The organism is Variovorax sp. 01T432 (genome assembly GCF_056398605.1).
The window spans coordinates 12808-39441 of record NZ_JBFTPS010000059.1 but is presented as its reverse complement, the minus strand read 5'-3'; the positions used below and the strand labels follow the sequence as shown (position 1 = coordinate 39441).

At 68.9% G+C, this 26634-nt stretch carries 25 protein-coding genes and 1 pseudogene; 6 read left to right on the top strand and 20 right to left on the bottom strand.

The window, feature by feature from the left end; all coding sequences use genetic code 11:
* From AC1DNF_RS30100 to AC1DNF_RS30075, 6 genes and pseudogenes are all read right to left on the bottom strand, one after another.
* Positions 1-254, bottom strand: a 254-nt coding sequence (locus AC1DNF_RS30100) for an SDR family oxidoreductase (protein WP_478152325.1), incomplete at its 3' end; no start/stop codon positions are given.
* Positions 255-442: 188 nt separating this feature from the next.
* Positions 443-1372, bottom strand: a complete 930-nt coding sequence (locus tag AC1DNF_RS30095) for a LysR substrate-binding domain-containing protein (RefSeq protein ID WP_478152324.1) — start codon at positions 1370-1372, stop codon at positions 443-445.
* A gap of 208 nt (positions 1373-1580) precedes the next feature.
* Complete coding sequence (locus AC1DNF_RS30090) at positions 1581-1853, bottom strand: hypothetical protein (RefSeq protein WP_478152323.1); 273 nt, start codon at positions 1851-1853, stop codon at positions 1581-1583.
* Positions 1854-1966: 113 nt separating this feature from the next.
* On the bottom strand, positions 1967-2563 hold the full coding sequence (locus AC1DNF_RS30085; protein ID WP_478152326.1) for an EF-hand domain-containing protein: 597 nt from the start codon (positions 2561-2563) through the stop codon (positions 1967-1969).
* 92 nt (positions 2564-2655) lie between these two features.
* A pseudogene (locus tag AC1DNF_RS30080) lies at positions 2656-2862 on the bottom strand (Ig-like domain-containing protein); the annotation flags it as partial.
* Positions 2863-2918: 56 nt separating this feature from the next.
* The gene (locus AC1DNF_RS30075; RefSeq protein WP_478152322.1) at positions 2919-3488 is read right to left on the bottom strand and encodes a hypothetical protein; all 570 of its coding nucleotides are present in this window, start codon (positions 3486-3488) and stop codon (positions 2919-2921) included.
* A gap of 344 nt (positions 3489-3832) precedes the next feature.
* Here AC1DNF_RS30075 and AC1DNF_RS30070 point away from each other — a divergent pair, with 344 nt between their 5' ends.
* The gene (locus AC1DNF_RS30070) at positions 3833-4690 is read left to right on the top strand and encodes an aldo/keto reductase (RefSeq protein ID WP_478152321.1); all 858 of its coding nucleotides are present in this window, start codon (positions 3833-3835) and stop codon (positions 4688-4690) included.
* 108 nt (positions 4691-4798) lie between these two features.
* Here the strand turns inward: AC1DNF_RS30070 and AC1DNF_RS30065 are convergent, their stop codons facing one another.
* The 6 genes from AC1DNF_RS30065 to AC1DNF_RS30040 are packed head-to-tail and all read right to left on the bottom strand — an operon-like array spanning position 4799 to position 11396.
* Entirely contained in the window at positions 4799-5047 is a 249-nt protein-coding gene (locus AC1DNF_RS30065; RefSeq protein WP_478152320.1) for a hypothetical protein, read from the bottom strand.
* Between the two features lie 47 nt (positions 5048-5094).
* A complete protein-coding gene (gene bioD, locus AC1DNF_RS30060; protein WP_478152319.1) occupies positions 5095-5802 on the bottom strand; it encodes a dethiobiotin synthase in 708 nt (235 codons plus the stop codon).
* Positions 5799-7028 (bottom strand): 8-amino-7-oxononanoate synthase, encoded by a 1230-nt coding sequence (gene bioF / locus AC1DNF_RS30055; protein ID WP_478152318.1) that lies wholly within the window; start codon positions 7026-7028, stop codon positions 5799-5801. Before bioF ends, bioD begins: the two co-directional genes overlap by 4 nt.
* Positions 6994-8400 carry an adenosylmethionine--8-amino-7-oxononanoate transaminase gene (gene bioA / locus AC1DNF_RS30050; RefSeq protein WP_478152317.1) on the bottom strand — a complete coding sequence of 469 codons (1407 nt, stop codon included), beginning with the start codon at positions 8398-8400 and terminating at the stop codon, positions 6994-6996. The genes bioF and bioA overlap by 35 nt, the downstream gene beginning before the upstream one ends.
* A 31-nt stretch (positions 8401-8431) precedes the next feature.
* Positions 8432-9874, bottom strand: coding sequence for an NCS1 family nucleobase:cation symporter-1 (locus AC1DNF_RS30045; protein WP_478152316.1), 1443 nt, complete (start codon positions 9872-9874; stop codon positions 8432-8434).
* 34 nt (positions 9875-9908) lie between these two features.
* Positions 9909-11396, bottom strand: a complete 1488-nt coding sequence (locus AC1DNF_RS30040) for a nucleobase:cation symporter-2 family protein (protein ID WP_478152315.1) — start codon at positions 11394-11396, stop codon at positions 9909-9911.
* Between the two features lie 181 nt (positions 11397-11577).
* Between AC1DNF_RS30040 and AC1DNF_RS30035 the strand changes: the two genes are divergently transcribed.
* From AC1DNF_RS30035 to AC1DNF_RS30020, 4 genes are all read left to right on the top strand, one after another.
* Positions 11578-13737, top strand: coding sequence for a putative bifunctional diguanylate cyclase/phosphodiesterase (locus tag AC1DNF_RS30035; RefSeq protein WP_478152314.1), 2160 nt, complete (start codon positions 11578-11580; stop codon positions 13735-13737).
* Between the two features lie 22 nt (positions 13738-13759).
* A complete protein-coding gene (locus AC1DNF_RS30030) occupies positions 13760-14911 on the top strand; it encodes an AraC family transcriptional regulator (protein WP_478152313.1) in 1152 nt (383 codons plus the stop codon).
* Between the two features lie 84 nt (positions 14912-14995).
* Positions 14996-16459 (top strand): serine hydrolase domain-containing protein, encoded by a 1464-nt coding sequence (locus AC1DNF_RS30025; RefSeq protein ID WP_478152312.1) that lies wholly within the window; start codon positions 14996-14998, stop codon positions 16457-16459.
* A 70-nt stretch (positions 16460-16529) separates the two neighbouring features.
* Complete coding sequence (locus tag AC1DNF_RS30020; RefSeq protein WP_478152311.1) at positions 16530-17360, top strand: ParB N-terminal domain-containing protein; 831 nt, start codon at positions 16530-16532, stop codon at positions 17358-17360.
* A gap of 25 nt (positions 17361-17385) precedes the next feature.
* Here the strand turns inward: AC1DNF_RS30020 and AC1DNF_RS30015 are convergent, their stop codons facing one another.
* Genes AC1DNF_RS30015 through AC1DNF_RS29995 form a run of 5 tightly spaced genes read right to left on the bottom strand, consistent with a single transcriptional unit; the run spans position 17386 to position 21542 of the window.
* A complete protein-coding gene (locus AC1DNF_RS30015; RefSeq protein ID WP_478152310.1) occupies positions 17386-17976 on the bottom strand; it encodes a hypothetical protein in 591 nt (196 codons plus the stop codon).
* On the bottom strand, positions 17973-18605 hold the full coding sequence (locus tag AC1DNF_RS30010; RefSeq protein WP_478152309.1) for an SCO family protein: 633 nt from the start codon (positions 18603-18605) through the stop codon (positions 17973-17975). Before AC1DNF_RS30010 ends, AC1DNF_RS30015 begins: the two co-directional genes overlap by 4 nt.
* Positions 18602-19225, bottom strand: coding sequence for a c-type cytochrome (locus AC1DNF_RS30005; protein ID WP_478152308.1), 624 nt, complete (start codon positions 19223-19225; stop codon positions 18602-18604). Before AC1DNF_RS30005 ends, AC1DNF_RS30010 begins: the two co-directional genes overlap by 4 nt.
* Complete coding sequence (locus AC1DNF_RS30000; protein ID WP_478152307.1) at positions 19200-19895, bottom strand: cbb3-type cytochrome c oxidase subunit II; 696 nt, start codon at positions 19893-19895, stop codon at positions 19200-19202. Before AC1DNF_RS30000 ends, AC1DNF_RS30005 begins: the two co-directional genes overlap by 26 nt.
* A gap of 9 nt (positions 19896-19904) precedes the next feature.
* A complete protein-coding gene (locus AC1DNF_RS29995) occupies positions 19905-21542 on the bottom strand; it encodes a cbb3-type cytochrome c oxidase subunit I (RefSeq protein WP_478152306.1) in 1638 nt (545 codons plus the stop codon).
* A gap of 87 nt (positions 21543-21629) precedes the next feature.
* Here AC1DNF_RS29995 and AC1DNF_RS29990 point away from each other — a divergent pair, with 87 nt between their 5' ends.
* A complete protein-coding gene (locus tag AC1DNF_RS29990) occupies positions 21630-23051 on the top strand; it encodes an aminotransferase-like domain-containing protein (protein ID WP_478152305.1) in 1422 nt (473 codons plus the stop codon).
* 6 nt (positions 23052-23057) lie between these two features.
* Here AC1DNF_RS29990 and alaC read toward each other — a convergent pair whose 3' ends face one another.
* The 3 genes from alaC to AC1DNF_RS29975 all read right to left on the bottom strand — a co-directional run bounded on the left by alaC (position 23058) and on the right by AC1DNF_RS29975 (position 26626).
* Positions 23058-24269, bottom strand: a complete 1212-nt coding sequence (gene alaC, locus AC1DNF_RS29985) for an alanine transaminase (protein ID WP_478152304.1) — start codon at positions 24267-24269, stop codon at positions 23058-23060.
* A 511-nt stretch (positions 24270-24780) separates the two neighbouring features.
* Positions 24781-25332, bottom strand: a complete 552-nt coding sequence (locus AC1DNF_RS29980) for a GAF domain-containing protein (RefSeq protein ID WP_478152303.1) — start codon at positions 25330-25332, stop codon at positions 24781-24783.
* Between the two features lie 61 nt (positions 25333-25393).
* The gene (locus AC1DNF_RS29975; RefSeq protein ID WP_478152302.1) at positions 25394-26626 is read right to left on the bottom strand and encodes a M20 family metallopeptidase; all 1233 of its coding nucleotides are present in this window, start codon (positions 26624-26626) and stop codon (positions 25394-25396) included.
* Between the last annotated feature and the right edge of the window lie 8 nt (positions 26627-26634).

Sequence of the window (26634 nt, the reverse complement as noted above, 5' to 3'; positions counted from 1 at the left end):
ACGAAGATGCCCGCGTTGTTGACGAGCGAGTCGATGCGCCCGAAGCGTTCGAGGCCTTGCGCGACGATGCGCCTGGCGGTGTCGGCCGAGCCGATGTCGCCCGCGACCGTGAGGATGTCGGGATCATCGGAAGCCTTGATGGATCGCGAGGTGGCGATGACGCGGTAGTTGCGATCGCGAAAGGCCTTGACCAATGCCGCGCCGATGCCTTGGGATGCGCCAGTGACGATGGCGACTTTTTGCTGTGTGCTCATGATTTGGATGGATGTCTGTCGCCGATGTGAGTGGCGAAATGCTCTTCGATCAGGAATGACCGAGCTCCGAATCTAGGTGCGTGACCCGCGAGATGAAATACCTGCCACCCGGCAGACAGTGTTGCGCGCGGCGATCGAATGAGCGCGTCGACCGTCCTGTCGTCGACAGGGCGGCGCATCGCGCACTCTCATGTCTTTGGAGAATGGCTGGCCGCCAGTTCCTCGGTGAGGAAGTCGATCAGGGCGCGCACGCGCAAGGCGGTGTGCTGTCGGTTGGGATAGATGAGAGAGAAGGGCCGGGAGCGCCCGCCCGCTTCCGGCAGGAGTTCCAGCAGGCGGCCTTCCGCCAGGTCTTCTTGCACGATGTAGCGATAGGTCTGCAACAGCCCTGCGCCCTGCCGGACGAGCGTCACGACGCCGAGGTAGTCGTCCGCGCAGCGATAGCTGGACGGCGTGTGGATCTCGATGTCCTGCCCATCCTGGCGGAACAGCCAGGAAACGGACTGGCCGGTGCTGGGCAGAACGAATTGCAGACACTCGTGCTGGGCCAGCTCGGCCAATGAGCGAGGCGCGCCCGCGCGGGCAAGGTAGGAGGGCGTCGCCACGAGAACCAGCTCCGCGTCTTCGAGCTTGCGTGCGATCAGGCTGGAGTCCGGCGGGGTGCGGCCACGGATGGCGAGATCGAAGTCCTCGGCGGTGAAGTCGATGTTGCGATTGCTCAGGTGGATCTCGAGCTGGACTTTCGGATAGCGCGCCCGAAAGCGCGGCAGAAGCGGCAGCACCCGATAGTGACCGTAGGGCGAGGCGACGCTCAGGCGCAGCAGGCCGGTCGGTGTCTGCTGCTCTCCCGTGAGCTGAGTCTCCGCATCGCGCATGAGGGCCAATGCCTGACGACACTGTTCGAAGTAGGCGCGGCCGCCTTCGGTCAGATGGATCCGACGCGTGGTGCGAACGAACAGGCGAACGCCGAGCCGGTCTTCCAGGCGCGCGATCGATCGACTCACGGCTGCCGGATTGAGACCCGCGGACTGGGCCGCGGCAGTGAAGCTTTGGAGCTCGGCCGCGAGGCAGAACAACTCCAGGCTGCCGAGCATGATGTCGTCGAATCGGCGTCCCATACCACTTCCGTCATGTCATTAGTGAAGTGCGAGTCTATGTCTTTGTTGCCGACTGACTCATCGATCGCATGAGCTCCCGCATGCTTCGATCTCAAGTCATGGAGATTGAATCAATCAATTAATTGACTACTTCGCGCACGGAAGAAGGAAATGCCGACGTGGCCCTGGGTATGTCGCCATCGTGGGTTCGAGACGGGCTCGGTCCGGGTCAACTCCACCACTGGTTGGCCTGCACCATGGCCTGCTCGTGCGCGGCGGCGGCGTGCAAGGGGGAGGCCTCGTCCATCGGCACAAAGCCGAGCGGCGGGTGTGCCGCCTCGTTCGGCGGGACCATGGTGTTCAACATCTGAGTGAACAGCGTCGCCATCCTCATCACGCGGGCCATGGAGAGGTCGTCTTCGATCTGCTGCTGGCGCAGTGCCTCGGCTTCCGCTTCGGCCTTCGCTTGTGCCTCCGCCTGGGCCTTGGCAATCGCATCCATTGCGGCATCGGGCAGCGGCACGTTATGGCCCGCGAACATGACGTCGCCCGCGCGCGAGCTCTGGCCGTCGCTCCACTGGACCTCCGAGGTTCCGAAGACGACGTTGCCGTTGTTCAGCGCAGGTGTGCCCTCGCGCTGGAGGCCGATCGCGGCACCCCCGCGTCCTCCGGCGACCGGAACTCGCCCTCCTCCTGGCGGCCGTTGCCGTTCGCATCCTGGAAGAGCGCGAGGCGCTGCCAGTCAGCGTCTTCGTCCGTGATCCTGCCGTCGCCATCCGTGTCGAAGGCGACCAGCCCTTCGAGGTCCGTGCGGGCCCCGGGCTGGTAGCCGACGAAGCTCACCTCCCGCTCCAGGTCGGCGCGCCCGTCCTCGTTCGCATCGAAGACCAGCACCGCATCCAAAGGTGCCGCCCGGCCGATGCGCTCGCGCCAGCCGTCGCCGTTGACGTCCGCGAAGATGCTCGAATCGTCCGGGTGGATCAGGTCCAGGCCGTCGTTGTCCAGATCGAGCACGATCGGGCAGGCGCCGCCGCCCGAGGCGCTGGACCAGACCTGCAAGGGCGTGACCTCGGCACTCGTGGATTCGCCCTCTGCATCGGTGACCCTGACCCGGAACGGATCGACGCCCAGGTACGAATCGCCCAGGTGGCTGAAGTACTGCCAGGCACCCGCTTCCTCGACCAGGTAGCGCCCCGCCGAGGTGTGGTCCATGGGCGGCGCATCGATGGGCATTTGGACGTTCGCCCAGGCGTGTCGTCGGTCGCCAGCGGGTTGCGGTTGACGCGCGAGAAGTCGATCTGCGCGGTCGCCACGGCTTCGGCCCCCTGCGGGTCCCGCACCACGTAGTCGAAGGCGCCCCAGCCCGCGTAGCCGGCCTCGGGGGTGAAGCTCACGCTGCCGTCCGGGTGCAGCAGCGCCGTGCCGTGCCGGGCGTTGCGCACCTCGACGATGCGCAGCGCGGCGGGGTCTTCGGCATCGGTGTCGTTGGCCAGCAGCGCGGCCGGGGTCATCAGCAGCACCGCGCACATCGAGCCAGAAGACAACAAGCGAGACAGAATTGCTCTCATCACCACTGCCCCTCCGCTGCTACCTCAAACCCGCTCGCACACTGCTTGTCAGAAATGCCGAGCGACAAACTGGGACTTAAGCCCGATCTCGCCTTGAATCTGTATCCGTGGCCGTAGGCCATGCCGTGAGCCTTTGGCAGAACATAGGTGACCGGCACCCCGATCAGGTTCTGAACTCTCGTCGAGTCCGTACCGCACAGCCGCTCATCTCGGAACCGGACCTCCAAACTGCAAGTGCTCCGGATTGCGCCTCGGAACCTCCAGCACATGCCACGCGAGATAACGACGCTCTCGCTCAACGACGCGATTGATTCCGTGCGCTCGCTCGCAATCACGTCGGGCTGCGACGCGGTCTCGCCGACGATGTCGCCGTCGGCGTTCTGGAGCAGTGCACCCTTGCCGTCCTCCGAAGGGACGAAGCTCAGGTCACCGGGGGCTCCGAGCTTGAGGCCGCGGATCGTGCCCGCGAGGGCGACTCGCTGAGCAGGTGCGAGAGGCGAGTCCCCATCGCTGCAGTAATCGGCAAGCACCAATGCCACCCACCGACCCGTGGCCTGTTTCTTACTCATGAAACTTGTACTCCCTGATCCCATTCATGACTCGGTGCCTGTGCGACACCCGCGACTTCTCCGATCCTGCCTGCCCTTCATCGCCAACGCAAAAATTGTGAAGTCACCGCACAATTGTTAAAAGGCCGCACAAGAATCCATCACACGCTGTGTGATCCCACCAGGACCAGCAACTCGCCCAGCACTTGTCTGCAAACCTGTCGGCAAACGCGTGAAATCCTAGGCCGGCAAGCCGTTGGCAATCGAGAGAAATAGTTACGACACAAGCCGGGACTCGAACCCCCACGCATCTCGCTACGATGACGCACAGCGGCCCGAGCGGCCCGCGTTCGAAAGGACATGCGATGCAATCTCTTGAACTCTTCAACGGCGGCGCGATGCCGGCCCTCGGGCTGGGCACCTGGCGCATGGGCGAATCCGCCGGCGAACGCAAGGCGGAGGTCGCGGCCATTCGCGCCGCGATCGAGATGGGCTATCGCCTCATCGACACCGCCGAGATGTACGGCGAGGGCGGCGCCGAAGAAGTGGTCGGCCAGGCCGTGGCCGAGGCGCTGCGCGCCGGCGACGTGGCGCGCGAGTCGCTCTTCATCGTCAGCAAGGTCTACCCGCACCACGCCAGCCGCAAGGGCACGCCCGCGGCCTGCATGCGCAGCCTCGCGCGGCTCGGGCTGGACCCCATCGATCTCTACCTCCTTCACTGGCGCGGCGGCTATCCGCTCGCCGAGACCTGCGACGCCATGCGCTCCCTGGTCGCCCAGGGCCGCATCCGGCGCTGGGGCGTGAGCAATCTCGACACCGACGACATGGAGGAGCTGGCCGCGGCGTGCGGCGAAGTCCAGGACTGCGCGGTCAACCAGGTCTACTACTCGGTCGGCGAGCGCGGCGCCGAGTTCAGCCTGCTGCCCTGGCTGCGCGCGCACGCGATGCCCATGATGGCCTACTGCCCCATCGACCAGGGCGCTCTGGCGCAGGACGCCGGTCTGGCGAAGATCGCGCAGCGTCTGGGCGTCAGCGCGGCGCAGCTCGCACTGGCCTGGGTGCTCTCGCAGCCTGGCGTCGCCGCGATTCCGAAGGCGGTGCGCGAAGCCCATTTGCGCGACAACCTCGCGGCCGCCGATCTCGTGCTGAGCCCGCAAGACCTCGCCGACATCGACCGCCTGCATCCGCCGCCCACGCGCAAGAGGCCGCTGGCGATGGTCTAGCGCCGAAGCAGGGCGCTCAGGCGTGGGCCTGCTGGACAGGCGAAGGCAGGTGCAGCGCCACTCCCGTGCCGCGGAGCCGATGGCCCGGGCCGGGGCGCGGCGACCGAATCAGTGGCTGAGTGAGCGCCAGACCGCCCAGGCAAGAAGCACGAGGGCCGCAAGGCCGAGGCCGGCCCAGCGGGCGCGCGCCACCCTGCGCTCCTGGTGCAGCCGGCTGGAGAGCCGATCCATGGCCGACGCCGCCTGGTTCTCGGTCTCGCCTTCCAGCAGCTCTGGAAGCCCGCCGGCCCGCTCTTCCTTCCGCGCGTTGGCGCCGGGTGTGCGGGACGCGGGTGCGGGGCGTGATCGCTGCTTCATGGAGCGCGATTCTGCGCGTTCGGCCCGCCGCCCCGAAAAGCGCCGCGCTAGGACGGGAGCATCCGGCGCAGCGCGCCGATGTCCAGGTGCGCGGCCACGGCGCCAGGGTGCGGATCGGCCAGCCACGGAACGACGCCGAGGCAGGGCGCCTCGTGCTCCCGCGAGAGCCAGTCCCGCAGGCTGTGCACGTTCTCGTCGGCCCAGGGCATGTCGGGCGCGATGCGGTTGCCGACCCAGCCCGCCAGGCGCAGCCCGCGCGCGCGAATCGCCTCGGCCGTCAGCAGGGCATGGTTGATGCAGCCCAGTCGCAAACCCACCACCAAGACCACAGGCAAGCCGAGGTCCCGTGCCAGGTCGGCGGTGTCCCAGTCGGCGCCCAGCGGCACGCGGAATCCGCCGACGCCTTCGACCACCAGCACGTCGGCGCGCGCCGCCAGGGCCCGGGCCGATTCGCCGATCGCGGCGCGGTCGATGCTCCGGCCCTCCAGCGCCGCCGCGATGTGCGGCGCGCAGGCGGCATCGAACTGGAAGGGCCCGACCTCGGCATCCGCCAGCGCCACGGAGCCGGCATCGCGCAGCGCGCGCACGTCCTCGTTGACGCGCGCGTCGCCCATGACGACGGTGCCTGCGGCGACGGGCTTCAATCCCGCGCTGCGCAGGCCCGCTTGCGCGAGCCCATGCAGCAGCCCGGCGCTGACGCGGGTCTTGCCGATCTCGGTGTCGGTGCCCGCCACGAAGAAGCCGCGCAAGTTCACGGCATGGCCCGGCTCAGGTCCTCGGCGGCGCTCGCGAGGCCATCGATCAGGCGTTCGACATCGCGCGTGCCGTGCGTCGCGCTGAGCGTGATGCGTAGGCGCGCCGTGCCCACGGGCACCGTGGGCGGGCGAATGGCCGGAACCCACAGGCCTTGCGCGTCGAGCGCCGCGGCCAGCGCCAGCGCGGTCGCGTTCTCGCCGACGATCAGCGGCTGGATCGCCGTGTCCGATGCGGCGAGCTGCCAGCCGAGCCGCGGGTGCGCCGCGATCAGCGCGGCCAGCCGCGTGCGCAGCAGCGCGATCAGATCCAGCAGATGGGCACGCCGCCGATCGCCTTCCTCGCCCGCCATCAGCCGCAGGCTCGCGCGCACGGCATGGGCCAGCGCGGGCGGCGAAGCGGTGGTGTAGATGTAGGCGCGCGCGGTCTGCACCAGCCAGTCGATCACGGTCGGATGCGCGGCGACAAAGGCTCCGCCGACGCCCGCGGCCTTGCCCAGCGTGCCCATGCAGATCAGCCGCTCGCTGCGCAGTCCGAAGTGCGAGAAGCTGCCGCGCCCCTGCGCGCCGAGCACGCCGAAGCCATGGGCGTCGTCCACGATCAGCCAGGCATCGAAGCGCTCGGCCAGCGCCAACAGGCCGGGCAGGTCCGCCAGGTCGCCGTCCATGCTGAACACGGCGTCGGTCACGATCAGCTTGAGCGGCGTCGTGCAGCGCGCGAGCTGCTCGGCGAGCATGCCGAGGTCGAGGTGCGCATAGCGCTGCACCGCCGCCCTCGCGAGCCGCGCGCCGTCGATGATGGAGGCATGGTTGAGCTCGTCGGAGAAGAGCGTGGCGCTGGCGTCGCCCAGGGCGGTGAGCAGCGCCATGTTGGCCATGTAGCCGGTGCAGAAGGTCAGCGCGTGGGCATCGGGGATGCACGGCGCCATCCACGCGGCCAGGTCTTCCTCCAGCGCGGCGTGCGCCTGCGAGTGGCCGTTGATCAGGTGCGAGGCGCCGCTGCCCGCGCCATGGCGCCGCGCGCCTTCGGCCAGGGCCTCGGCGAGCGCGGGGTGGTCGGCCAGGCCCAGGTAGTCGTTGCTGCAGAAGGCGAGCATCTCGCGCGCGGGCTGGCCCGGGCGGCTGACATGCTGGAGCGGCGCGCAGGGCGATTCGGCGGTGCGTCGCTGGCGGCGCAGGCCCTTGGCCTCGCGTTCAAGCAGTTGGCGGTTCAGGTGTTCGATCAGCATCGGTGGGGTTCTGGTGGAGTGTGTCGTCCAGGGTCGCCAGCAGGCGCCGGGCGAGCCATGGCGACAGGTTTTCGTCGAGCACGTAGGGCGGCAGCAGGTAGACGGAGCGGCCGATGGGTCGGATGAGCAGTTCATGCGCGCGGCCGGCCAGGTGAAAGCGCTCGGCGAAGCGCGGGCCGGCATGCGCTTCGCGCACGTCGAAGGCCCAGATCATGCCGCGCCGGCGCAGGTGCTCGATGCGCGGGTCGCGTGCCAGCGGCGCGAGCGCGGCCGTCAGCAGCTCGGCCTGCGCGCGGTTGCGCCGCAGCACGTCGTCCTGCGCGAAGCGGTCGAGCACCGCCAGCGCCGCGCGGCAGGCGAGCGCATTGCCGGTGTACGAATGCGAATGCAGGAAACCCCGCGCGACATCGTCGTCGAGAAAGGCCTCGTAGATCGCGTCGCGCGACAGCACGAGCGAGAGCGGCAGGTAGCCGCCGCTGATGCCCTTCGACAGGCAGATCAGGTCGGGCCAGATCTTCTTCTCACCTGGCGCCGAGGCCTGCTCGAAGGCGAAGAAGGTGCCGGTGCGCCCGCACCCCACGGCGATCTCGTCGGCGATCAGGTGCACTTCGTAGCGGTCGCACAGCGCGCGCACCGCGCGCAGGTAGGCGGGGTCGTGCATGGCCATGCCGGCCGCGCCCTGCACCAGGGGCTCGAGGATGATCGCGGCGATGTGCGCGTGCCGGGCCTCGAACAGCGCCTCCAGTTCGGCCGCGGCGCGTCGTGCCACGTCGGCGGCGGATTCGCCCGGCGCCGCCTGGCGCGCGTCGGGCGACATCACCTGGTGGGCCTGCATCAGCAGCGGGGCGTAGGCATCGCGGAACACGGCCACGTCGGTGACGGCGAGCGCGCCCAGCGTCTCGCCGTGGTAGCCCTGGCGCAGGCAGACGAACTCGCGCTTCGCCTCGCGCCCGCTGTTGCGCCAGTGGTGAAAGCTCATCTTGAGCGCGATCTCCACCGCCGATGCGCCGTCGCTCGCGAAGAAGCAGTGGCCCAGCCGGCCATCGGTGAGCGCCGACAGGCGCTCGGCCAGTTCGACCGCCGGTGCGTGGGTGCAGCCGGCCAGCATCACGTGCGGCAGGAGGTCGAGCTGCGCCTTGAGCGCCGCGTTGATGCGGGCGTCGGCATGGCCGAAGAGGTTGACCCACCAGGAACTGGTGGCGTCGAAGTAGCGCCGTCCCGCGTCGTCGAAGAGCCATGGCCCCTGCGCTCGCGCGATGGCCAGCGGCGGCGCGCTGGCCATGCGCTTCATCTGCGTGCAGGGGTGCCAGATGGCGGCGACGCTGCGCCGCGCGAGGCTGGGTTGCGCCGCCTGGGCGCCTGGAATGTTCATCGCCCCGAGTATCTCAGGGCGGTTCCGGGCCTCAGGTGCGCTTGGCCCCGCGCATCATCAGAAGATAGATCACGGCACCCGCGACCGCGCCGATCACCCAGCCGAAATTGTTCGGCGGCAGCACCTGGAGCAGCTGCGTGCTCAGCTCCCAGCCGATCGAGATCACGCCGGCGAGGCCCAGCGCGACCAGGCCGACCTTGTTCCACCCGCCGTCATAGTGGTAGCGGCCGTTGGGCGCCATCGTGTAGAGCTGCGTGACGTCGACCACCTGCTTCTTGAGCAGGTAGAAGTCGGCCACCATCACGCCGAACATGGGCGCCAGCACGGCGCCGAAGACGCTCACGAAGACGGTGATCGCCTTCGGGCTGTCGACGAAGATCCACGGGCACACCACCACCGCCAGGATCGAGGCGATCAGCCCGCCCTTCTTGAAGTCCACATGCCTGGGGAACAGGTTGGCGATGTCGTAGGCCGGCGAGACGAAGTTGGCCACGATGTTGATGCCCATGGTCGCGATCACGAAGGTCACGCTGCCCAGCACCACCGCCCACTTGTTGTCGATCTTCGAGACGATCTCCACCGGGTCCATGATCATGTGGCCGAAGACCTTGGCGCTGCCCGCCGTGACCACCACCACGATGATGGCGAACAGGATGAAGTTGACCGGCAGGCCCAGGAAGTTGCCGACCTTCATGTCGCGCTCGCTCCTGGCGAAGCGCGAGAAGTCGCCGAAGTTCAGCAGCAGGGCCGCGAAGTAGGCCACCACCAGCAGGATGGCGCTGCCCATCGCGACAACCGATTCGGAGCCCGTCAGCACCTTGTCGCTGAGCGTGAGGTCCAGCGCGCCCCAGCCGGCCTTCCAGATGATCCAGCCCATCAGCAGGAACATCACCGCGTACACGGCCGGCCCGCAGAAGTCGATGAACTTGCGGATCGTCTCCATGCCGCGCTGGAAGATCAGCAGCTGGAAGAACCACATGAACAGGAAGCAGCCCCAGCCGAGCAGGTCCAGCCGCAGGATGCTGGTGGCCTGCAGCGAGGCCGCCGCCGGGAAGAACGCCAGCACCAGCGTGGCCACCGCCTTGGAGGCGAAGTAGGTCTGCACGCCATACCAGACGATGCCGACCACGCCCCGGATCGTGGCCGCGAAGTTGGCGCCCATCACGCCCAGGCTCACGCGCGCCATCACCGGGAAGGGGATGCCGTGCTGCTGGCTCGGCTTGCCGATCCAGTTCATCAGGACGTTGACGATCGCGATGCCGATCACCAGGGCCGCGAACACCTGCCAGCCCGACAGGCCGAGCAGGAACAGGCTGGCCGCGAAGGTGTAGCCGCCGACGCTGTGCACATCGGACATCCACATGGCGAACACGCTGTAGGAAGTCCAGGTCTTCCTTGCGCCGGTGACGGGCGCGAGGTCTTCATTGATGAGGCGCACGTCCGCGCCCGGGATGCCGTGCTGGCTGGTCTGCATCGCTGTCTCCGGTTGTTGTCGTGGGGTGGATCGATCAGTGCGCTTCAGCCTGCCGGGCCGCCGCGATGACGGCGCTCTCGTCGTGCTTCGCGCCGTTGAGGAACAGGTTGAGCAGCACCGCGCTGATGGAGGCCAGCAGGATGCCCGACTCGATCAGCGAGTGGATGGCGTGCGGCATCCATTGCTTGAAGTTGGGGGCGATCAGGGGAATCATCCCGATGCCGATCGACACGGCGACGATCATCGCGTTGTGGCGGTTGCCCTTGAAGTCCACCCCCGACAGGATGCGGATGCCGGTGGCCGCCACCATGCCGAACATCACCAGGCCCGCGCCGCCGAGCACCACCGTGGGCAGCGACTCGACCAGCGCCGCCATCTTCGGCAGCAGGCCCAGCACGATGAGGATGACGCCGCCGGCCACGCAGACGAAGCGGCTCTTGATGCCCGTCACCGCCACCAGCCCGACGTTCTGCGAGAAGCTGGTGTAGGGGAAGGTGTTGAAGACGCCGCCGATCAGGGTGCCGAGGCCGTCGGTTCGCAGCCCGCGCGCCAGGTCCCGCTGGCCGATCTGGCGGCCGGTCATCTCGCCGAGCGCGAGGAACATGCCGGTGGATTCGATCATCACCACGATCATGATCAGCGTCATCGTCAGGATCAGCACGGGGTCGAAGCGCGGCATGCCGAAGTGGAAAGGCAGCACGATGTCGAACCACGCGGCGTTGCCGACCTTCTCGAACGTCATGAAGCCGAAGAGGGTGGCGACGACGGCGCCGATCACGATGCCCAGCAGCACCGAAATGTTGGCGATGAAGCCGCGGGCGTATTTGACGATCAGGAGGATGGAGACCAGCACCAGCGCCGCGATGCCCAGCCCGCCGAGGTCCGCGTACCGGGGGTTGGGCACCGAGGGCATGATCGAGAAGCCCTTGGGCATCGGCGGCACCGGGGAGCCGGGCGAGGTGACGTCGGCCAGCCATTTCGCGTAGGCGGGATCGACCAGCGCCGGCGCCGTCGGCCCGACCGGGTTGCCGAAGATCCAGTTGATGCCCACGCGCATCAGGCTGATGCCGATCACCGCGATGATGGTGCCGGTGACCACCGGCGGAAAGAAGCGCAGCATGCGCGAGACCATCGGCGCGATCAGCATCGAGACGATGCCCGCGCCGATGATCGAGCCGAAGAGAAGCTGCGCTCCCGCCTGGCCGGGGTTGGCATTGGCGATGGCGACCATCGGCGCCACCGAAGCGAAGGTCACGCCCATCATCACCGGCAGCCGGATGCCGAACCACTGCGTGGCGCCCAGCGACTGGATCAGCGTGGCGACGCCGCAGCAGAAGAGGTCGGCGGAGATCAGCAGCGCGACCTCCTGCGGGCTCAGCTTGAGCGCGCGGCCGACGATGAGGGGCACGGCCACCGCGCCGGCATACATCACCAGCACGTGCTGCAGGCCCAGGGCCGTGAGCTTGCCGACGGGCAGGCGCTCGTCGACGGGATGGACGGAAGAGGAGGTGGTGGCCGTCATGCGAGTTCTCCAGGCGTGTCGTCGGGGAGGGCGCGGGCGGTGCCGCATCGCACCGTCCACCGTTTTGTACGCCAAACTGTATACACTCTAGCCGACGCCTTGTATGGCGGAAAACCCGACCCGCAGACCTGTCTTCGGGCACTCGCCCTCAACTTTCGGCACCGGGCGCCGATATAGATGGATGCATCGGCAAGCCTCCTTCCTGGTCACCCACTACGATTCCTGGGTCGTGGTGGCCTCGGTCTTCATCGCGATCCTGGCGTCCTACGTCGCGCTGGACCTGTCGCTGCGCGTGCGCTCCTCCTCCGGCCGGGCCAACCTCCTGTGGTGGATCGCCGGCTCCCTGGTCATGGGAACGGGCATCTGGTCGATGCACTTCGTCGGCATGCTGGCGTTCTCGCTGCCGGTGCGCATCGGCTTCACGGGCGGCATGACCTTCCTTTCCTGGATCGCGGGCGTCGCGGCATCCGGGATTGCGCTGCGCATCGCGGGCCAGCCGCGGCACGGTCCCGCGGCGCTGGCGGCCGGCGCGCTGGCCATGGGCGTGGCCATCGCCGGCATGCACTACCTCGGCATGGCGGCGCTTGACATGACGCCCGCCATCGCCTGGGATATCCCGATCGTCGCCGCGTCGGTGCTGATCGCGGTCGCGGCCTCCGCGGCGGCGCTGTTGATCTTCCGGCTCCTGCACCGGGTGCCTCCCCATCGCCGCCTCGCGACGCAACTGCTGGCCTCGGTCGTCATGGGGGCGGCCATTTGCGGCATGCATTACACCGCGATGGCCGCGGCGGGTTTTCCGGAGGGCTCGGTCTGCCTGAGCGCCGATGCGCTCGGCGGCGAAGGGCTGACGGCGGTGGTGGCGGTGGCTTCCTGCATGCTGCTGCTCGGCACGCTGTTCGCGTCCCTCATGGAGGTCAGGCTCCAGGTCGTCGCGCGCCAGCTCTCGCATTCGCTGCAGGAGTCCAACGCCCGGCTCCAGACGGCGAACGACGAGCTGCTGCAGCGCGCCTTCTCCGACGCCCTCACCGGGCTGCCCAACCGCCTGCGCTTCGAGGACAGGCTGCGCCACGCGATCCAGCGCGTCGGGCAGATCGAGCCGGGGGGCACCCAGGAGCGGCTCGCGGTGCTCTTCGTGGACCTGGATGGCTTCAAGCCCATCAACGATTCCTTCGGACATGCGGCGGGCGACGTGATCCTGAGGGCGACCGCGCAGAGGCTGCTCAAGGAAGCGCGCGCCGGCGATACCGTGGCGCGCGTCGGCGGGGACGAGTTCCTGCTGCTTCTGGAAGGCCTGCGGGACCCGCAGGACTGCGTGAAGGTGGTCGAGCGCATCCTGCGTTCGCTCTCCTCGCCCTTCGAGATCCTGGGCCGTCGCCTGCAGATCGCCTGCTCCATCGGCGTCGTGGTGCATCCCGATCGCGGCGAGCCCGACAAGCTGGTCGCCAATGCCGATGCCGCCATGTACGGGGCCAAGCGCGCCGGCGGCGGCTGCTATGCCATGTTCGAACCCCACATGGCGGTCGACACGGCCAACCAGCTTCAGCTTCAAAGCGACCTGCGGCAGGCGCTCGAAGCCAGGGAGTTCGAGCTCTACTACCAGCCCAAGATCGACGGTCGCCGCAACAGGATCAGCGGCGTCGAGGCGCTCGTGCGCTGGAACCATCCGCGGCTGGGCGTCGTCGGGCCGATGGAGTTCATCGAACTGGCCGAACGCTTCGGGCTGATCGTGCGCCTGGGCAACTGGGTGCTGGACGAGGCCTGCCGGCAGGTGGCCGCCTGGAGCGCCCAGGACGTCCACATGCGCGTGGCCATCAACCTGTCGGCTTCGCAGCTGCGCGAGCCCACGCTGGTGGACAAGGTGGAAGAGGCGCTGCGCCGGCATGGGGTGTTCGGCTCCCAGCTCCTGTGCGAGATCACCGAATCCGTCGCCATGCAGGATGTGAAGCTGGTGCAGCGCATCTTCGAAGGCCTGTCGCGCATCGGCGTTCATCTCTCCATCGACGATTTCGGCACGGGTTACTCCAGCCTGAGCCAGTTGCGCGACCTGCCGGCCAAGCAGCTCAAGATCGACCGCAGCTTCATCAAGGACCTCGAGGCCAGCGCGGACGCCCGTTCGGTCGTGGAGGCGGTGGTGAAGCTCGCCCATGCGCTCAGCCTCACGGTCGTGGCCGAAGGCGTGGAGACGCTCGGCCAGCGCGACATCCTGCTGCGCATGGGCTGCGACGAGTTCCAGGGCTTCTTCTACGCACGTCCGATGAAGGCGCGCGACGTGCCGGCATGGTCCGTGGACGCGCCGGAGCTGCCCCGGCGGCACTCGCAACTTTCGGCCCTGGGCGGATAGGGCGCCCACTACAATTTTCGCCATGTCCGCAACGAGCATGGCGCCGATGCTGAACCTGCTGCTGCGCGGGGGTGCCGCCGGCTTGCTCCTGCTGATCGCGGCCGTGCTGTGGCGCGACCATCCGCGCGCGCTCGCCGCGCGCCTCGGGGCCGCATTCGCGATCTCGGTGGCGGCGGCCACGCTCGGCGCCATGCCGGGCTTCGACACGGTGCCCGGCGCCTGGCGCGGGCTCGTCTCCGCGCTTGCGGCGGGTGGCATGTTCCTGTTCTGGCTGTTCACTTGCGCGCTGTTCGATGAAGGCTTCGTGCCGCGTGCCTGGCATGTCATCGTGTGGGCGGCGCTGGCGGCGGTCGGGTTGTTGAACTGCCTCGGGGAGCTGTCCGCGCACCCGCCATGGGCCTGGGTCGCCGGACGCGTGCTCGGCCTCATGCCGGTGGCGTGGGCGCTGCTCGCCATCGCTCAGTCGCTGGCGAGCTGGCGGGAAGACCTGATCGAAGGCCGCAGGCAACTGCGCACGCTGATCGTCGCCACCACGGCGCTCTACACCGTGGCGCAGCTGCTGGCGGCCTTGCTCTCGGGGATCGCGCTGAAGTCGGTGATCGAAAGCCCGGCGAACGCCGCGGGCACCGCCCTGCTGACGCTGTTCGTCGCCTGGCGGCTGCTGCGCGCGGGCCAGGGCGATCTGTTCGCGCAGGTGCTGCCCGCCCCCGAGCGCGCGCGCGAACCCGGGGCGTCCGCCGCGTCCGGCGCCGGGGAAGAAGCGGACGCCGAACTCGCGCCCGACCCGCGCCAGGTGGCCGCGCTGGAGGCGCTGATGACGGTCGAGCGCGTCTACCGCGAACCGAAGCTGACCATCGGCGCGCTGGCCGAACGCATGGCCCTGCCCGAGCACAAATTGCGTCGGCTCATCAATCGCGGGCTGGGGCATCGCAACTTCAGCGCCTTCCTCAATACCTACCGCCTTGCCGATGCCCGGCGCTGGCTGGCCGATGGCGAGCAGGCCGGCACGCCGATCCTGACGATCGCGATGGATGCCGGCTTCCAGTCGCTCGGGCCCTTCAACCGCGCCTTCAAGGCCGACACCGGCGTCACGCCGAGCGAGTTCCGGCGCCTGCGCGGCGCAGTGCCGGCCGCCGCACCGCCGGTGGAACTCGCCGAATCCGGAATCGGCTAGCCGGGCGCCGGAATCGGCGAGACGCCCTGGGAGCCTGCGCCGAAAGTGGCGAGGCCAATCCCGGCCAGCCTCCCGGTTTCGCCCATGAAACATCTCGCGCGCGCCGCGGTGGTCTTCGCCGCCGCCTCCCTGCTCACCGCCTGCGGCCACCTCTCACCGGGCCGGGCCGCCTCCACCGCGACCGGCTACGTCAGTCATCAGCTCTGTTCGGGCGTCTTCGTCGCCGGGCAGGAGCCCGAGCGCTATTACCGCGAGGCGATCGAGCCGCTCGCCGGGCCCTTCGCCTTCCTGATGGGCCATACCGTCGACCGCGAACACGCCGAAGTGCGCGCCAGCCTCGCCGGCATGGCCGAGAGCCGCGCCGTCTACCGCCCGCCCTACGGCTGCGTCAATGCGACCGGCACCGCACTGGCGGGCGCCGACGCCGCCCCGGCGGCCGAGCCCACGGCACCGCCGCTGCTCGCGGACATCGCCGGCCCCGCGCCGGTGCGGACCACCGACCCCGCGCTCGCCGCCGCGCTGGACCATGTCTTCGAGGAGTCCGCCAAGCCCCCATACCGTTACACCCAGGCGGTGGTCGTCGTCCATGACGACCGGATCATCGCGGAGCGCTACGCGCCCGGCATCGGCGTCGACACCCCGCTGGCGGGCTGGTCGGCGACCAAGTCGGTGACCAATGCGTTGCTGGGCATCCTGGTGCGGCAGGGGCGGCTCGACATGCATGCCCCGGCGCCCGTGGCCGCCTGGGCCGACGCGCGCGACCCGCGGCATGCGATCACGCCGGAGCAGCTGCTGCGCATGACCAGCGGGCTGGACATCGGCCAATCGCTCAACGACGTGAGCGCCTTCGATCCGGCGGCCCAGATGCTCTTCATCGCGCACGACATGGCCGCCTTCGCCGAACGCGCGCCATTGGCCCATGCGCCCGGCACGCACTGGAACTACACCGACCCGAACACCTTGCTGCTCTCGCGCATCGTGCGCGACGCGGCCGGTGGCGATGCGGCCAGCACCTACGCCTTCGCGCACCGCGAGCTGTTCGACAAGCTCGGCATGCGGCACACGACCTTCGAATTCGACGGGGCGGGCACGCCGGTGGGCGGCAGCCATTTGTGGGCATCCGCGCGCGACTGGGCCCGCTTCGGTCTTCTCTACCTGCATGACGGGCAGGTGGGCGGCGAACGCATCCTGCCGGCGGGCTGGGTCGAGGAATCGGCACGGCAGACGTCGCCGGGCGGCGACTACGTCGGCTACGGCGCCGGCTTCTGGACCAATCGGGGCGGCGGCTATGGCGCGCAATACCGCATCGCGCTCGGCATTCCGGCGGACGCGTTCATGGCGCGCGGCACCTACGGCCAGTACGTGCTCGTCATTCCGTCGGAACGACTCGTGATCGCCCGCTTCGGCCCGGCATGGACGGCGCGCGGCGACATGGACGCGGTGGGGCGGCTGACGAGGGAAGTGATTGCGGCGCTGAAGCACCAGACCCCCTCGACTCCAAGCCGACCGGGCGCGGCCGCGAAGGCCTGGGAATGGGTCCCCGGGTGATTCAGGGAAATCTCCTCGCGCCGCTCTCTACAATGCGGCCCCCTTGCCTCTTTCCCGGATCGCGCGCCCCATGGACATCGTCGTCAACGAAGAACTCAAAGCCTATATCGACCCCCTGACCCCGGATGAACATGAGGCCCTGGAGCGCAGCCTCCTGGCGGAGGGCTGCCGCGATGCGCTCGTCCTGTGGGGCGATGTGCTCGTGGACGGCCACAACCGCTACGGCATCTGCCAGAAGCACGGCCTGCCTTTCCAGACGGTGCAGAACACCCGCTTCCGCTCCATCGAGGACGTGCATCTGTGGATGATCGACCAGCACCTGGGCCGCCGCAGCATCTCGGACTTCCAGCGCGGCGTGCTGGCGCTGCGGCAAAGGGAGATCGTGGCGGAGCGGCGCGCCCGCGCGGCGGCGGCGCCGAGCGCGGCGCCCGCGCCCGCGTCAGACGTGCCCGCCGCCGACCCGCCGTTCGACGTCGACGACGACAACCCAACGAGCCCCGCGCCCTTGAGCAGCCGCGAGGCCATCGCCAAGGCCGCGCGCCTGAGCAGCAGCCAGGTGGTGATGATCGAGAAGATCCAGAAGCAGGCCGCGCCCGAGCTGGTGGCGGCCGTCAAGTCCGGCACCATCTCGATCAATGCCGCGGCGGCCGTGGCAAGCCTGCCGGCCGAGGAGCAGATCGCCGCCGCCAACGCCGGCAAGGAAGAGCTCAAGCAGGCCGCCAAGCGGGTTCGCGAAGCCAAGCGCAAGCCCCGCGAGGCATCGGAGGCGGATGCGCCGGCGCAGGACGGCGACGAGCCCGACCTGGTCCGGGCGCTGCGCCAACGCGTGGCCGAACTGACGGCCGAGAACGAGCTGCTGCGTCAGCAGCTCGCCGAACTGCGGGCGCAGCCGGTGGATTGATCGAAGCCACTGCGGCGGCGTGTGTTCATGTGACTGCCGCCTCATCCAACAAGCCCGAGCCCCGCGCGGTGTGAATGAGCCACAGGCCCATGCCGACCGACGCCCAGATCACCAGCGCGACACCCGCCCGGCCTTGCTGGTCGACCAGGTACACGCTGCAGAGCTGCCGCGGCGCGTCCTGGTAGAGCAGGCCCGCGGCCAGGGTCATCCAGAACCAGTTGAGGACGAAGAAGGCCTGGAGCACCATGCCGGCGCCGGGCCACGAGGCCCGCGCGAGCAGGCCGGCCGCCACGAGGCTGGCGACCTTGGCGATGGCAACGCCATCGTGCAGCACAGCCTGGTCGAGCGCGGCCGGCAGCATCCAGAAGCCCGTGACGCACAAGGCGAAGAGCAGGCCGGGCAGGCCGTTGGCGTTCCAGCGCGCCAGCGTGCGGGTGAGCGCGTCGCCCGCGTGCGCCGCCGCCATCCAGCCCAGGGCCAGCAAGGCCGGAAGTTCCAGGCCCATGTGCCGCGCCATCGTGTGTTCGAGCCAGGGATGGGCGCAGGCCAGCATGGCCAGCAGCAGGCCCGGTGCATCGCCGCGAAGCGCGGTCCATGGCCTGGGCGCGGCGCTCACGTCCCCTTGTCCTCGCGCAGCAAGTCGGCCAGCGCGAGGTCGGGCCGATCGATGTCGTAGGCGCGGCGCAATCGGCCGTCCCTGCCGACCAGGAACAGCGCCGCATTGTGCGAATACCCGCCCAGCCCGTCCGGCAGCACCACGACGCCGAAGAGCTTCAGCAGGGCCGGCAGCCGGCCTTCGTCGCGAAGGGTGGCGAAGCGCCAGATGGCCGGGTCCGCGTTCAATCGCCTGGCATGGTCCGCCAGCACCGGCGGCGTGTCGTTGCGGGGATCGAAGCTGAGCGTGAGCAGCCGCACGCGGTCCGCGAGGCCCCGCGCCTGGATCTCCCCCTGCAGCCATGACTGGCCCGCGGCGCTGGTCAGGCAGACGTCGCGGCAGCGCACATAGGCCAGCGTGACGAAGGTGACCCGCGACGAGCGCTGGCCGTAGTCGCTCAGCGACAAGGCGCGTCCCGATGCGTCGACCAGCGCGAGATCCGGCAGCGCGCGCGGCGCGCCCGCGATGTCGGCCCGCCGCACCCCGTCGGAGGTCACGGCCGCGAAACCGTCGGTGACGTCGGCGACGGCGCCGAGCGCCGAGACGGCGACCACGAGGGCCGCCGCCGGCGTGCGCCAGTCCAGGCTCACGGCCTGGCCTCTCCAGCGGCCAGGAACTTCTGCAGCGTGCCGATGCCCGGCCACGGCTCGGTGCGTTCCGCCGAGGCCTTGCGCGCGCCTTGAACCGCCTCCGCCTCGACGGCGGGACTGCCGTTGCCCCATTCGCCGCGCACGAAGCTGAGCACGGCCGCCAGTTCCGCGTCGTTCATCTGCTCGCCGAAGGCGGGCATGGCGCCGTTGTAAGTGGCGCCGCTCACTTCGATCGGCCCGTTCAGGCCGTGCAGCAGGATCTGCATCGGGATCTCGGCCGGCCCCTTGACCCACGACGAGCCCGCCAGCGGCGGGAAGACGCCCGGCAGGCCCTGTCCGGCCGCCTGGTGGCAGGCCTGGCACCTGGCGACGAAGACCTGCCGCCCGTCGATGGCCGCGCCCGGCGCGGGTGCGGAGCCCTGGGCCAGCGTGCCCGGGACGCGCTGGTCGCCGAGGCCCGCGAGTCCGTCGGGCCGGGCCATCACGATGTAGCCCACGGCCCAGACCACGAGGGCCAGCGCCAGGCCCAGCACCACGCGCGGGACCGGGTTGTACTGCTCGTGCGGATCGGCGTGCTCGCCCTTGCGGCTCTGGTCAGGGGTGGGTCGGGGCTTTTGCATCGTCATTCTTCTTTTCCGCCGGGGCATCGGGTGCCGCGATCGCGCGCCGCGCCGGCAGCATTCGCGTGACCGCCTCGGCCTGGGCCGGCGTCAGCACGGGGTATTCGTGTTTCAGGCTCTGCAGGTAGGCCACCAGGTCCAGGGCCTCCGGCGTCGCCACCACCACCTTCGACAGCGGCACCGTGCCGGGTGGCAGCGTCACCAGCCGCTCGCCCTTGGCCTGCGCGCCGTCGTCCTTGACCTCGAACAGGAAACGGAAGGACGGCATGATGCTGCCCGGCACATAGGCGCGCGGCTGGAACAGGTGGCCCAGTTGCCAGTCGGCGCTGGGCTGGCGGACGCCGATGTTGAAAAGGTCCGGCCCCGTGCGCATGGTGCCCAGCAGCGGCGGCATGTCGTAGTGGTAGTCGCCGGCCACGGAGGCCCGGCCCCAGCCGCGCCGCGCGTCGCCGATGCCCGCGCCCGTGGTGCTGGGCTGCTGGCTGTGGCAGGCGATGCAGCCGTTGGCGATGTAGACCGCGCGTCCGCGCAGCTCCTGGCTGGTGTAGGGCTTGAGGGCCGGCGGCGGCGGCTCGTCCTTCAATTGAAGGAAGGGCACGATGATCATCGCGGCGGTAGCGAGCGACAGCGTCACCATCGCGCCGCTGACGAGCTTGAGTTCGTTTTCCATGATGATGTCTCAGGCGGCCGAGGCTTGGGGCCTGGCGCGCTCCGTCTGGGTGAGCACGCCCGAGCGTGCGGTGATCAGCGCGACGTGGCAGGCGAACACCAGGTGGCCGAGCGTCATCAGCGCGCCGCCGAGCGATCGGCCCTGCAGCCAGGGCAGCGTGACCGCCACCGAATCCATGAAGGGCCGCGACGGATCGAGCAGCACCAGCCCCTGCAGGACGCCGCCGATGCTCAGCGTGATCATGTAGACCGAGAAGCCGGCCACCACCAGCCAGAAGTGCAGGCTGATGAGCGCGGGCTTCGGCCAGCGCGTGTCCAGGATGCGCGGCAGCGCGAAGTAGATGCCGCCGAAGACGACCATCGTCACGAAGCCGTACATGCCCAGGTGCGCGTGCGCCACCGTGAAATGGGTGAAGTGCGTGATGGCGTTCACCGAACGCAGCGCCTCCATCGAGCCCTGCAGCGAGGCCAGCGTGTACATCACCGCGCCGAAGAAGATGAAGCGCAGCACATGCGAATGCCTGAGCGCGTGGAAGTGGCCCCTGAGCGTGAGATGCATGTTCAGCGAGAAGGCCACCACGGGGATGATCATCATCACGCTCTGCACGATCGACAGCGTGATCAGCCACTCCGGGATCGGCCCGCCGATGAGATGGTGCGCGCCCACCTGGCCGTAGAAGAAGGCCAGCGTCCAGAAGCCCAGCAGCGACAGGTTGTACGAGCGCACCGGACGGCCGATGACCTTGGGCAGGAAGTAGTAGACGCAGGCGAGCGACAAGGGCGTGTAGAACAGGCCCAGCACGTTGTGGCCGAACCACCAGTTCATCGTCGCCTGCTCGATCCCGAAATGCAGCCCCGGAACCTTCGCGACGATGTAGAGCGTGGGGAACCAGAACAGCGCCGCGCCCATGTACCAGACCGATACATACAGGTGATGCACCCGGCGGCGCTGCAGCATCAGCGCCATCGGCAGGCCGATGAGCATGCCGCCCACGGCGAACAGCCCGCCGATCTGCCAGGGAATCTCCAGCCACTCCATGCCCGCGCTGAGGCCGACAGCGATGGCGCCCAGGCCCGCGATCAGCCCCGCGTTCCAGAGCACCGCGCCGACGATGACCAGGCGTGCGCCCTCCAGTTGTGTCTTGAGCAGGCGCGGCAGCATCCAGATGGCCAGGCCCAGCAGGCCGAGCGGCGCCCAGCCATAGGCGACCGCGTTGAGATGGAGGGTGCGCAGCCGGCCAAGCGTGAGCCAGGCCTCGTCCGTCAGCAGATCCGGCCAGTGGAACTTGAGCGCGCTCAACAGCCCCGCCGCCGAGGCCACGAGCAGCCAGACGACGGCCGACCCCAGAAGGACAAAGGCCGGGAAGGCGCTGGACCGGTCGGCCTGTTCGCGCGCGGCGGCGTCGCCGGGCGCCATGCCGGCAGCGCCCGCGTCCCGCGCATGAACGGCGACCACCGCTTCCAGATGGCGCTGCTGCTCCGCGCTGGCCGAGGGTTCCTCGGGCCGACCCACTTCGCCCGTCGAGAAGATGGTGCGCGCGCCCGTGGATTCGGCGTCGAACAGTCCCTTGCGCAAGGACCAGATGAACGCGAACAGGCCCGCGATCGACAGCAGGAAGGTGGCCAGCAGCAGGGCGGTGGGATTCATGCCCGCGATCCTAGGCAAAACGGATCAGATTTAACATCACCAGTTGAACCTGTGAAAAGCAGATCAGAACTCCCTGGAGGCCGACCCATGAAACGTTACGAGGCGCTGGCCGCCGATGTCGAGGAATCCATTCGCACGGGCGTGCTGCGGCCGGGCGATCGGCTCGCGTCGGTGCGCCACACGAGCACCAGCAGGGGTGTCAGCGCCTCCACCGTGTTCCAGGCCTACTACCTGCTCGAAGCGCGGGGACTGATCCGCGCGCGCGAGCGATCGGGCTATTACGTATCAGCGGGCGTTCGCACGGTTCCGCCCGAATCTGATAGGACTTCGCAGCCGAAGGGCGAGTCGATCGCGCTCGATGTGAGCGAGCGGGTGTTCGAGATTCTCGAGTCCAGCATGACGCGCGATGTCGTGCCCTTCGGCTCGGCCTTTCCCAGCCCCTTGCTCTTTCCCCTGGCGCGGCTGGGGCAGGCCATGGCGGCGAGCGCGCAGTCGCTGGACCCGTGGAGCACCGTCGACGACCTGACGCCGGGCAACGCGGCCTTGCGGCGCCAGATCGCTCTGCGCTACCTGGCCGACGGCATGCACATCCACACCGACGAGATCGTCATCACCAACGGCGCGCTCGAGGCCCTGACCCTCTGCCTGGCGGCGGTGACGCGCCCGGGCGATGCGGTCATCGTGGAGTCGCCGACCTTCTATGCGGCACTGCAGGCGCTGGAGCGCATCGGCGTGCAGGCGATCGAGGTTCCGACCCATCCGCGGCAGGGCATCGACCTGACGGCGCTGGAGCATGCGATCGCGCGTCACAAGCCGAAGGCCTGCTGGCTGATGACGACCTTCCAGAATCCGCTGGGCAGCCTGATGCCCGAGGACAAGAAGAAGGCATTGGTGGAGCTGCTTGCGCGCCACGAGCTGCCGCTGATCGAGGACGATGTCTATGCCGAACTCTATTTCGGCGACAAGCGCCCGGCGCCCGCCAAGGCCTTCGACACGCAGGGGCTGGTGCTGCACTGCTCGTCCTTTTCGAAGTGCCTGGCGCCCGGCTATCGCATCGGCTGGGCGGCGCCGGGGCGTTTCGCGCGCGCCGTGGCGCGCCAGAAGCTCACCACGACGCTGAGCGCCTCGGCGCCCGCGCAGCTCGCGCTGACGACCTACCTGGAGCGCGGGGGCTTCGACAAGCATCTGCGCAAGCTGCGGCGGACCCTGGCCGAGCAGCAGGGCAGTTTCGCGCAGGCCGTGGGCCACTATTTCCCGCCGGGTACCCGGGCGACGCGGCCCGAGGGCGGGTACTTCCTCTGGGTCGAACTGCCCGAAGGCAGCGATGCGCTGGAGATCCATCGGCATGCGCTCTCGCTCGGCATCAGCGTCGCGCCGGGGCCGATCTTTTCGGCCACCCGCGCGTTCACCAACTGCCTGCGGCTGAACTACGGGCATGCCTGGGACGCGCGGGCGGAGCAGGCGCTCGCGACGCTGGGGCGCGTGGCGACGGCGCACGGGCCGGGGTGATTGCGCCTACGCGGCCGCGGACAGCACGCCGTCTTCCCGGAACATGGTCCTGATGCCGCGCAGCGCCTGCCGGATGCGCGATTCGTTCTCGATCAGCGCGAAGCGCACGTGCGTGTCGCCGTAGTCGCCGAAGCCGATGCCCGGCGAGACGGAGACCTTGGCCTTGGCCAGCAGCTGCTTGGCGAATTCGAGCGAGCCGAGTTCGCGGTAGGCCTGCGGGATGCGCGCCCAGATGTACATCGAGGCCTTGGGCTTGTCCACCGGCCATCCGGCTTCGTTCAGGCCCTTGACGAGTACGTCGCGGCGCTTCTGGTACTGCGCCGCGATGTCGCGCGTGCATTGCTGGTCGCCTTCGAGCGCGGCGATGGCCGCCACCTGCAGCGGGGTGAAGGTGCCGTAGTCGTGATAGCTCTTGATGCGCGCCAGTGCCGCCACCAGGTCGGGGTTGCCGACCATGAAGCCGATGCGCCAGCCGGCCATGTTGTAGCTCTTCGAGAGCGTGAAGAACTCGACCGCGATGTCCTTGGCGCCCGGCACCTGCATGATGGAGGGCGCCTTCCAGCCGTCGAAGACGATGTCGGCATAGGCGAGGTCGTGCACGACGAAGATGTCGTGCTTGCGTGCGAGCGCGATGACCTTCTCGAAGAACTCGAGCTCGACGCATTGCGCCGTGGGATTGCTCGGAAAGCCCAGCACGATCATCTTCGGCTTGGGGTAGCTGCCGCGGATCGCGCGCTCGAGTTCGGCGAAGAAATCCACGTCGGGCGTGAGGGGCACGCTGCGGATGTCGGCGCCCGCGATCACCGCGCCGTAGATGTGGATGGGGTAGCTCGGATCGGGCACGAGCACCGTGTCGCCGCGGTCCAGGGTGGCGAGCATCAGGTGCGCCAGGCCCTCCTTGGAGCCGATGGTCGCGATGGCCTCGGTCTCCGGGTCGATCTCCACGCCGTAGCGGTCCCGGTACCAGTGCGCGATGGCTCGGCGCAGGCGCGGAATGCCCTTGGAGGCCGAGTAGCCGTGCGTGTCGGGCCGCTGGGCCACCTCGACGAGCTTGGCCACGATGTGCGCGGGCGTGGCGCCATCGGGGTTGCCCATGCTCATGTCGATGATGTCTTCGCCGCGCCGGCGCGCGGCCATCTTGAGCTCGGCGGTGATGTTGAAGACGTAGGGGGGAAGGCGATCGATGCGCGCGAAGCGGCGCTTGCCTGGGGTGGACATGGGTTTTCTCTTTCACGTTAGCGCCCGGAACCGTCCGAGCGACGTTGGCGGCGAACGCATGGAGATGCGCGGCAGCCATCGACATCGTAGCGTCATTCGCTGCAAGGGCATGACCTTGTTCAGGCGCTTGCCGCGTTGAGCGGGTGTTTGTCGCGTCTCATGGAAGCACGCCCGGCATGCGGTGCGGGCTCAGGGGTGTGCTAGTGCAGAGGGCGCCTCCAACGGATCAACCTTCGCGCAACRACGAAGCGTCSGGCGGAGGGATYAMCSCCAACGTGTCCACGGCGGGGGGCGGTGTGCCCTTGGCTGGCCRTTGAGGCGCCGCCGAGCAGCGCAGCGGCAGGCGGATAAGGGCACGTGCTGTTTGAGCGAAGCGAGTTTGCACGTGACCCCGCCTGACGCGAGCAGCGCAGGGGACCCCGAAGGGGCGGTGACGTCGGCCGGCCAAGGGCACACCGCCCCCCGCCGCGCCCTCGCACCGCATGTCACAAACGACCGCCGCGCACCTCTTTCAAGACCGCCGCAGGACACCCCAGTCCGTATGCCCGGCCGCCTGCGCCAACAGGCGTGACGTGGCCTTCGCCGCCACTTCCATCCGTCGGACGTCGCGCTCCGAAAGATCGGCGCAGCGCTCGATCGCGAAGCCGCACAGGGTGCCGAAGATGCGCCCGTCCGGCAGATGAACCGGCACGCTAATGTGCGTGCCGATGGGCTTCGTCACTTCGGGCAGGGACTGTCGCGTACGAAGCACCCGAAGGTCGCGTATGAGCTTCGGCACGCGGCCGCTGATCACCTGCTCGCAGATGCTGTCTTCCATGGCGTGCGAGTCGCCCGGCCGGATGATCGCCAGGCCCGGCGCCGTCGAGACATGCCGGAACACGCGGCGGCCATCGACGAATTCGGAGACGAACATCACGTCCAGTTCGAGCTGCTCCCGGATCAGCTCCAGCAGCGACAGGAGCGCCTTGGCCACCAGCGGGCCCGCGCAGTCGGGCCAGCCGGCCTCCAGGTCGCCGCTGATGTCCGGCAACTCGAACCCGATGATGTCGTCACTGCTGCGCATTCGTGCCCTTCGATGGTGGGACGTCGATGCTAAAGCAAGGCTAACGAAGACGGTGTAGCGCTCAGCTCAGCAGATCGCTCAAGCTCCGCGCAATCACCTTCGTCGCGCGCCGAAGATCTTCCAGCACCAGGCGCTCGTCATTGCGCTTGGCATGCGACTCCAGCACCGTGCGCGGACCCGCGCCGTAGATGACGCCCGGAATCCCCGCCTCGCCATAGAGCCGCACATCGGTGTAGAGCGGCGTTCCCATCGCCTTGATCGGCTCGCCGAAGACCTCCTGGCCATGCTTCTGGATCGCGTCCACCAGCGGCTTGTTGCCGGGCAGCGGCTTCATCGAATTGGCCAGCAGCAGGCGCTTGATCTCCACCGTGATGCCGGGCCGCTGCGCCGCCGCATCGGCGATCACATTGCGGATCGCGGCCTCGACCTCGACCGGGTTCTCCTCCGGAATCATCCGGCGGTCGAGCTTGAAGACCACCTTGCCCGGAACCACATTCGTGTTCGTGCCGCCCTCGATGCGCCCCACGTTGAGATACGGATGCGTGATGCCCTCCACCTTCGACGTGACCTGCTGGTAGAGCGTGTTCTGCGCGTAAAGCGCATTCAGGATGCCCACCGCGCCCTGCAACGCGTCCACACCCGTCGTCGGGATCGCCGCATGCGCCATCTTGCCGTGCACCGTGACTTCCATCTGCAGGCAGCCGTTGTGGGCCGTCACCACTTCATAGCTGAAGCCGGCCGCGATCATCAGGTCCGGCCGGGTCAGCCCCTTCTTGAGCAGCCAGCCCGGGCCCAGGATGCCGCCGAACTCCTCGTCGTAAGTGAAGTGCAGCTCCACGCTGCCCTGCGTCGGCCTGGCCACGGCCTCGAGCGCGCGCAGCGCGAAGGTGAAGCTCGCGAAGTCGCTCTTGCTGACCGCCGCCGCGCGGCCGTAGAGGCTGCCCCCATCGATCTCGCCGCCATAGGGGTCATGGCTCCAGCCCTCGCCCGGCGGCACCACGTCGCCGTGCGCATTGAGCGCGACCGTGCGGCCCACGCCAGGGGCGCCGTACTGGCGGCGCACGATCAGGTTGGTGATCGATTCGAGGCCGTAGTCCTTCACCTCCTGCTCGGGCACGGCATGCTTCTCGGCCTCCAGGCCGAATTCATGCAGCAGTTCGGCCGTGCGCTCGGCATGCGGCGCGTTGTTGCCGGGCGGCGTGTCGGTCGGCACGCGAACGAGTTCCTGCAGGAAGCGCACTTCCTCGTCGAAGTGGGCGTCGATCCAGGCGTCGAGTTTCTTGTAGTCGGTCATGGTGTGGG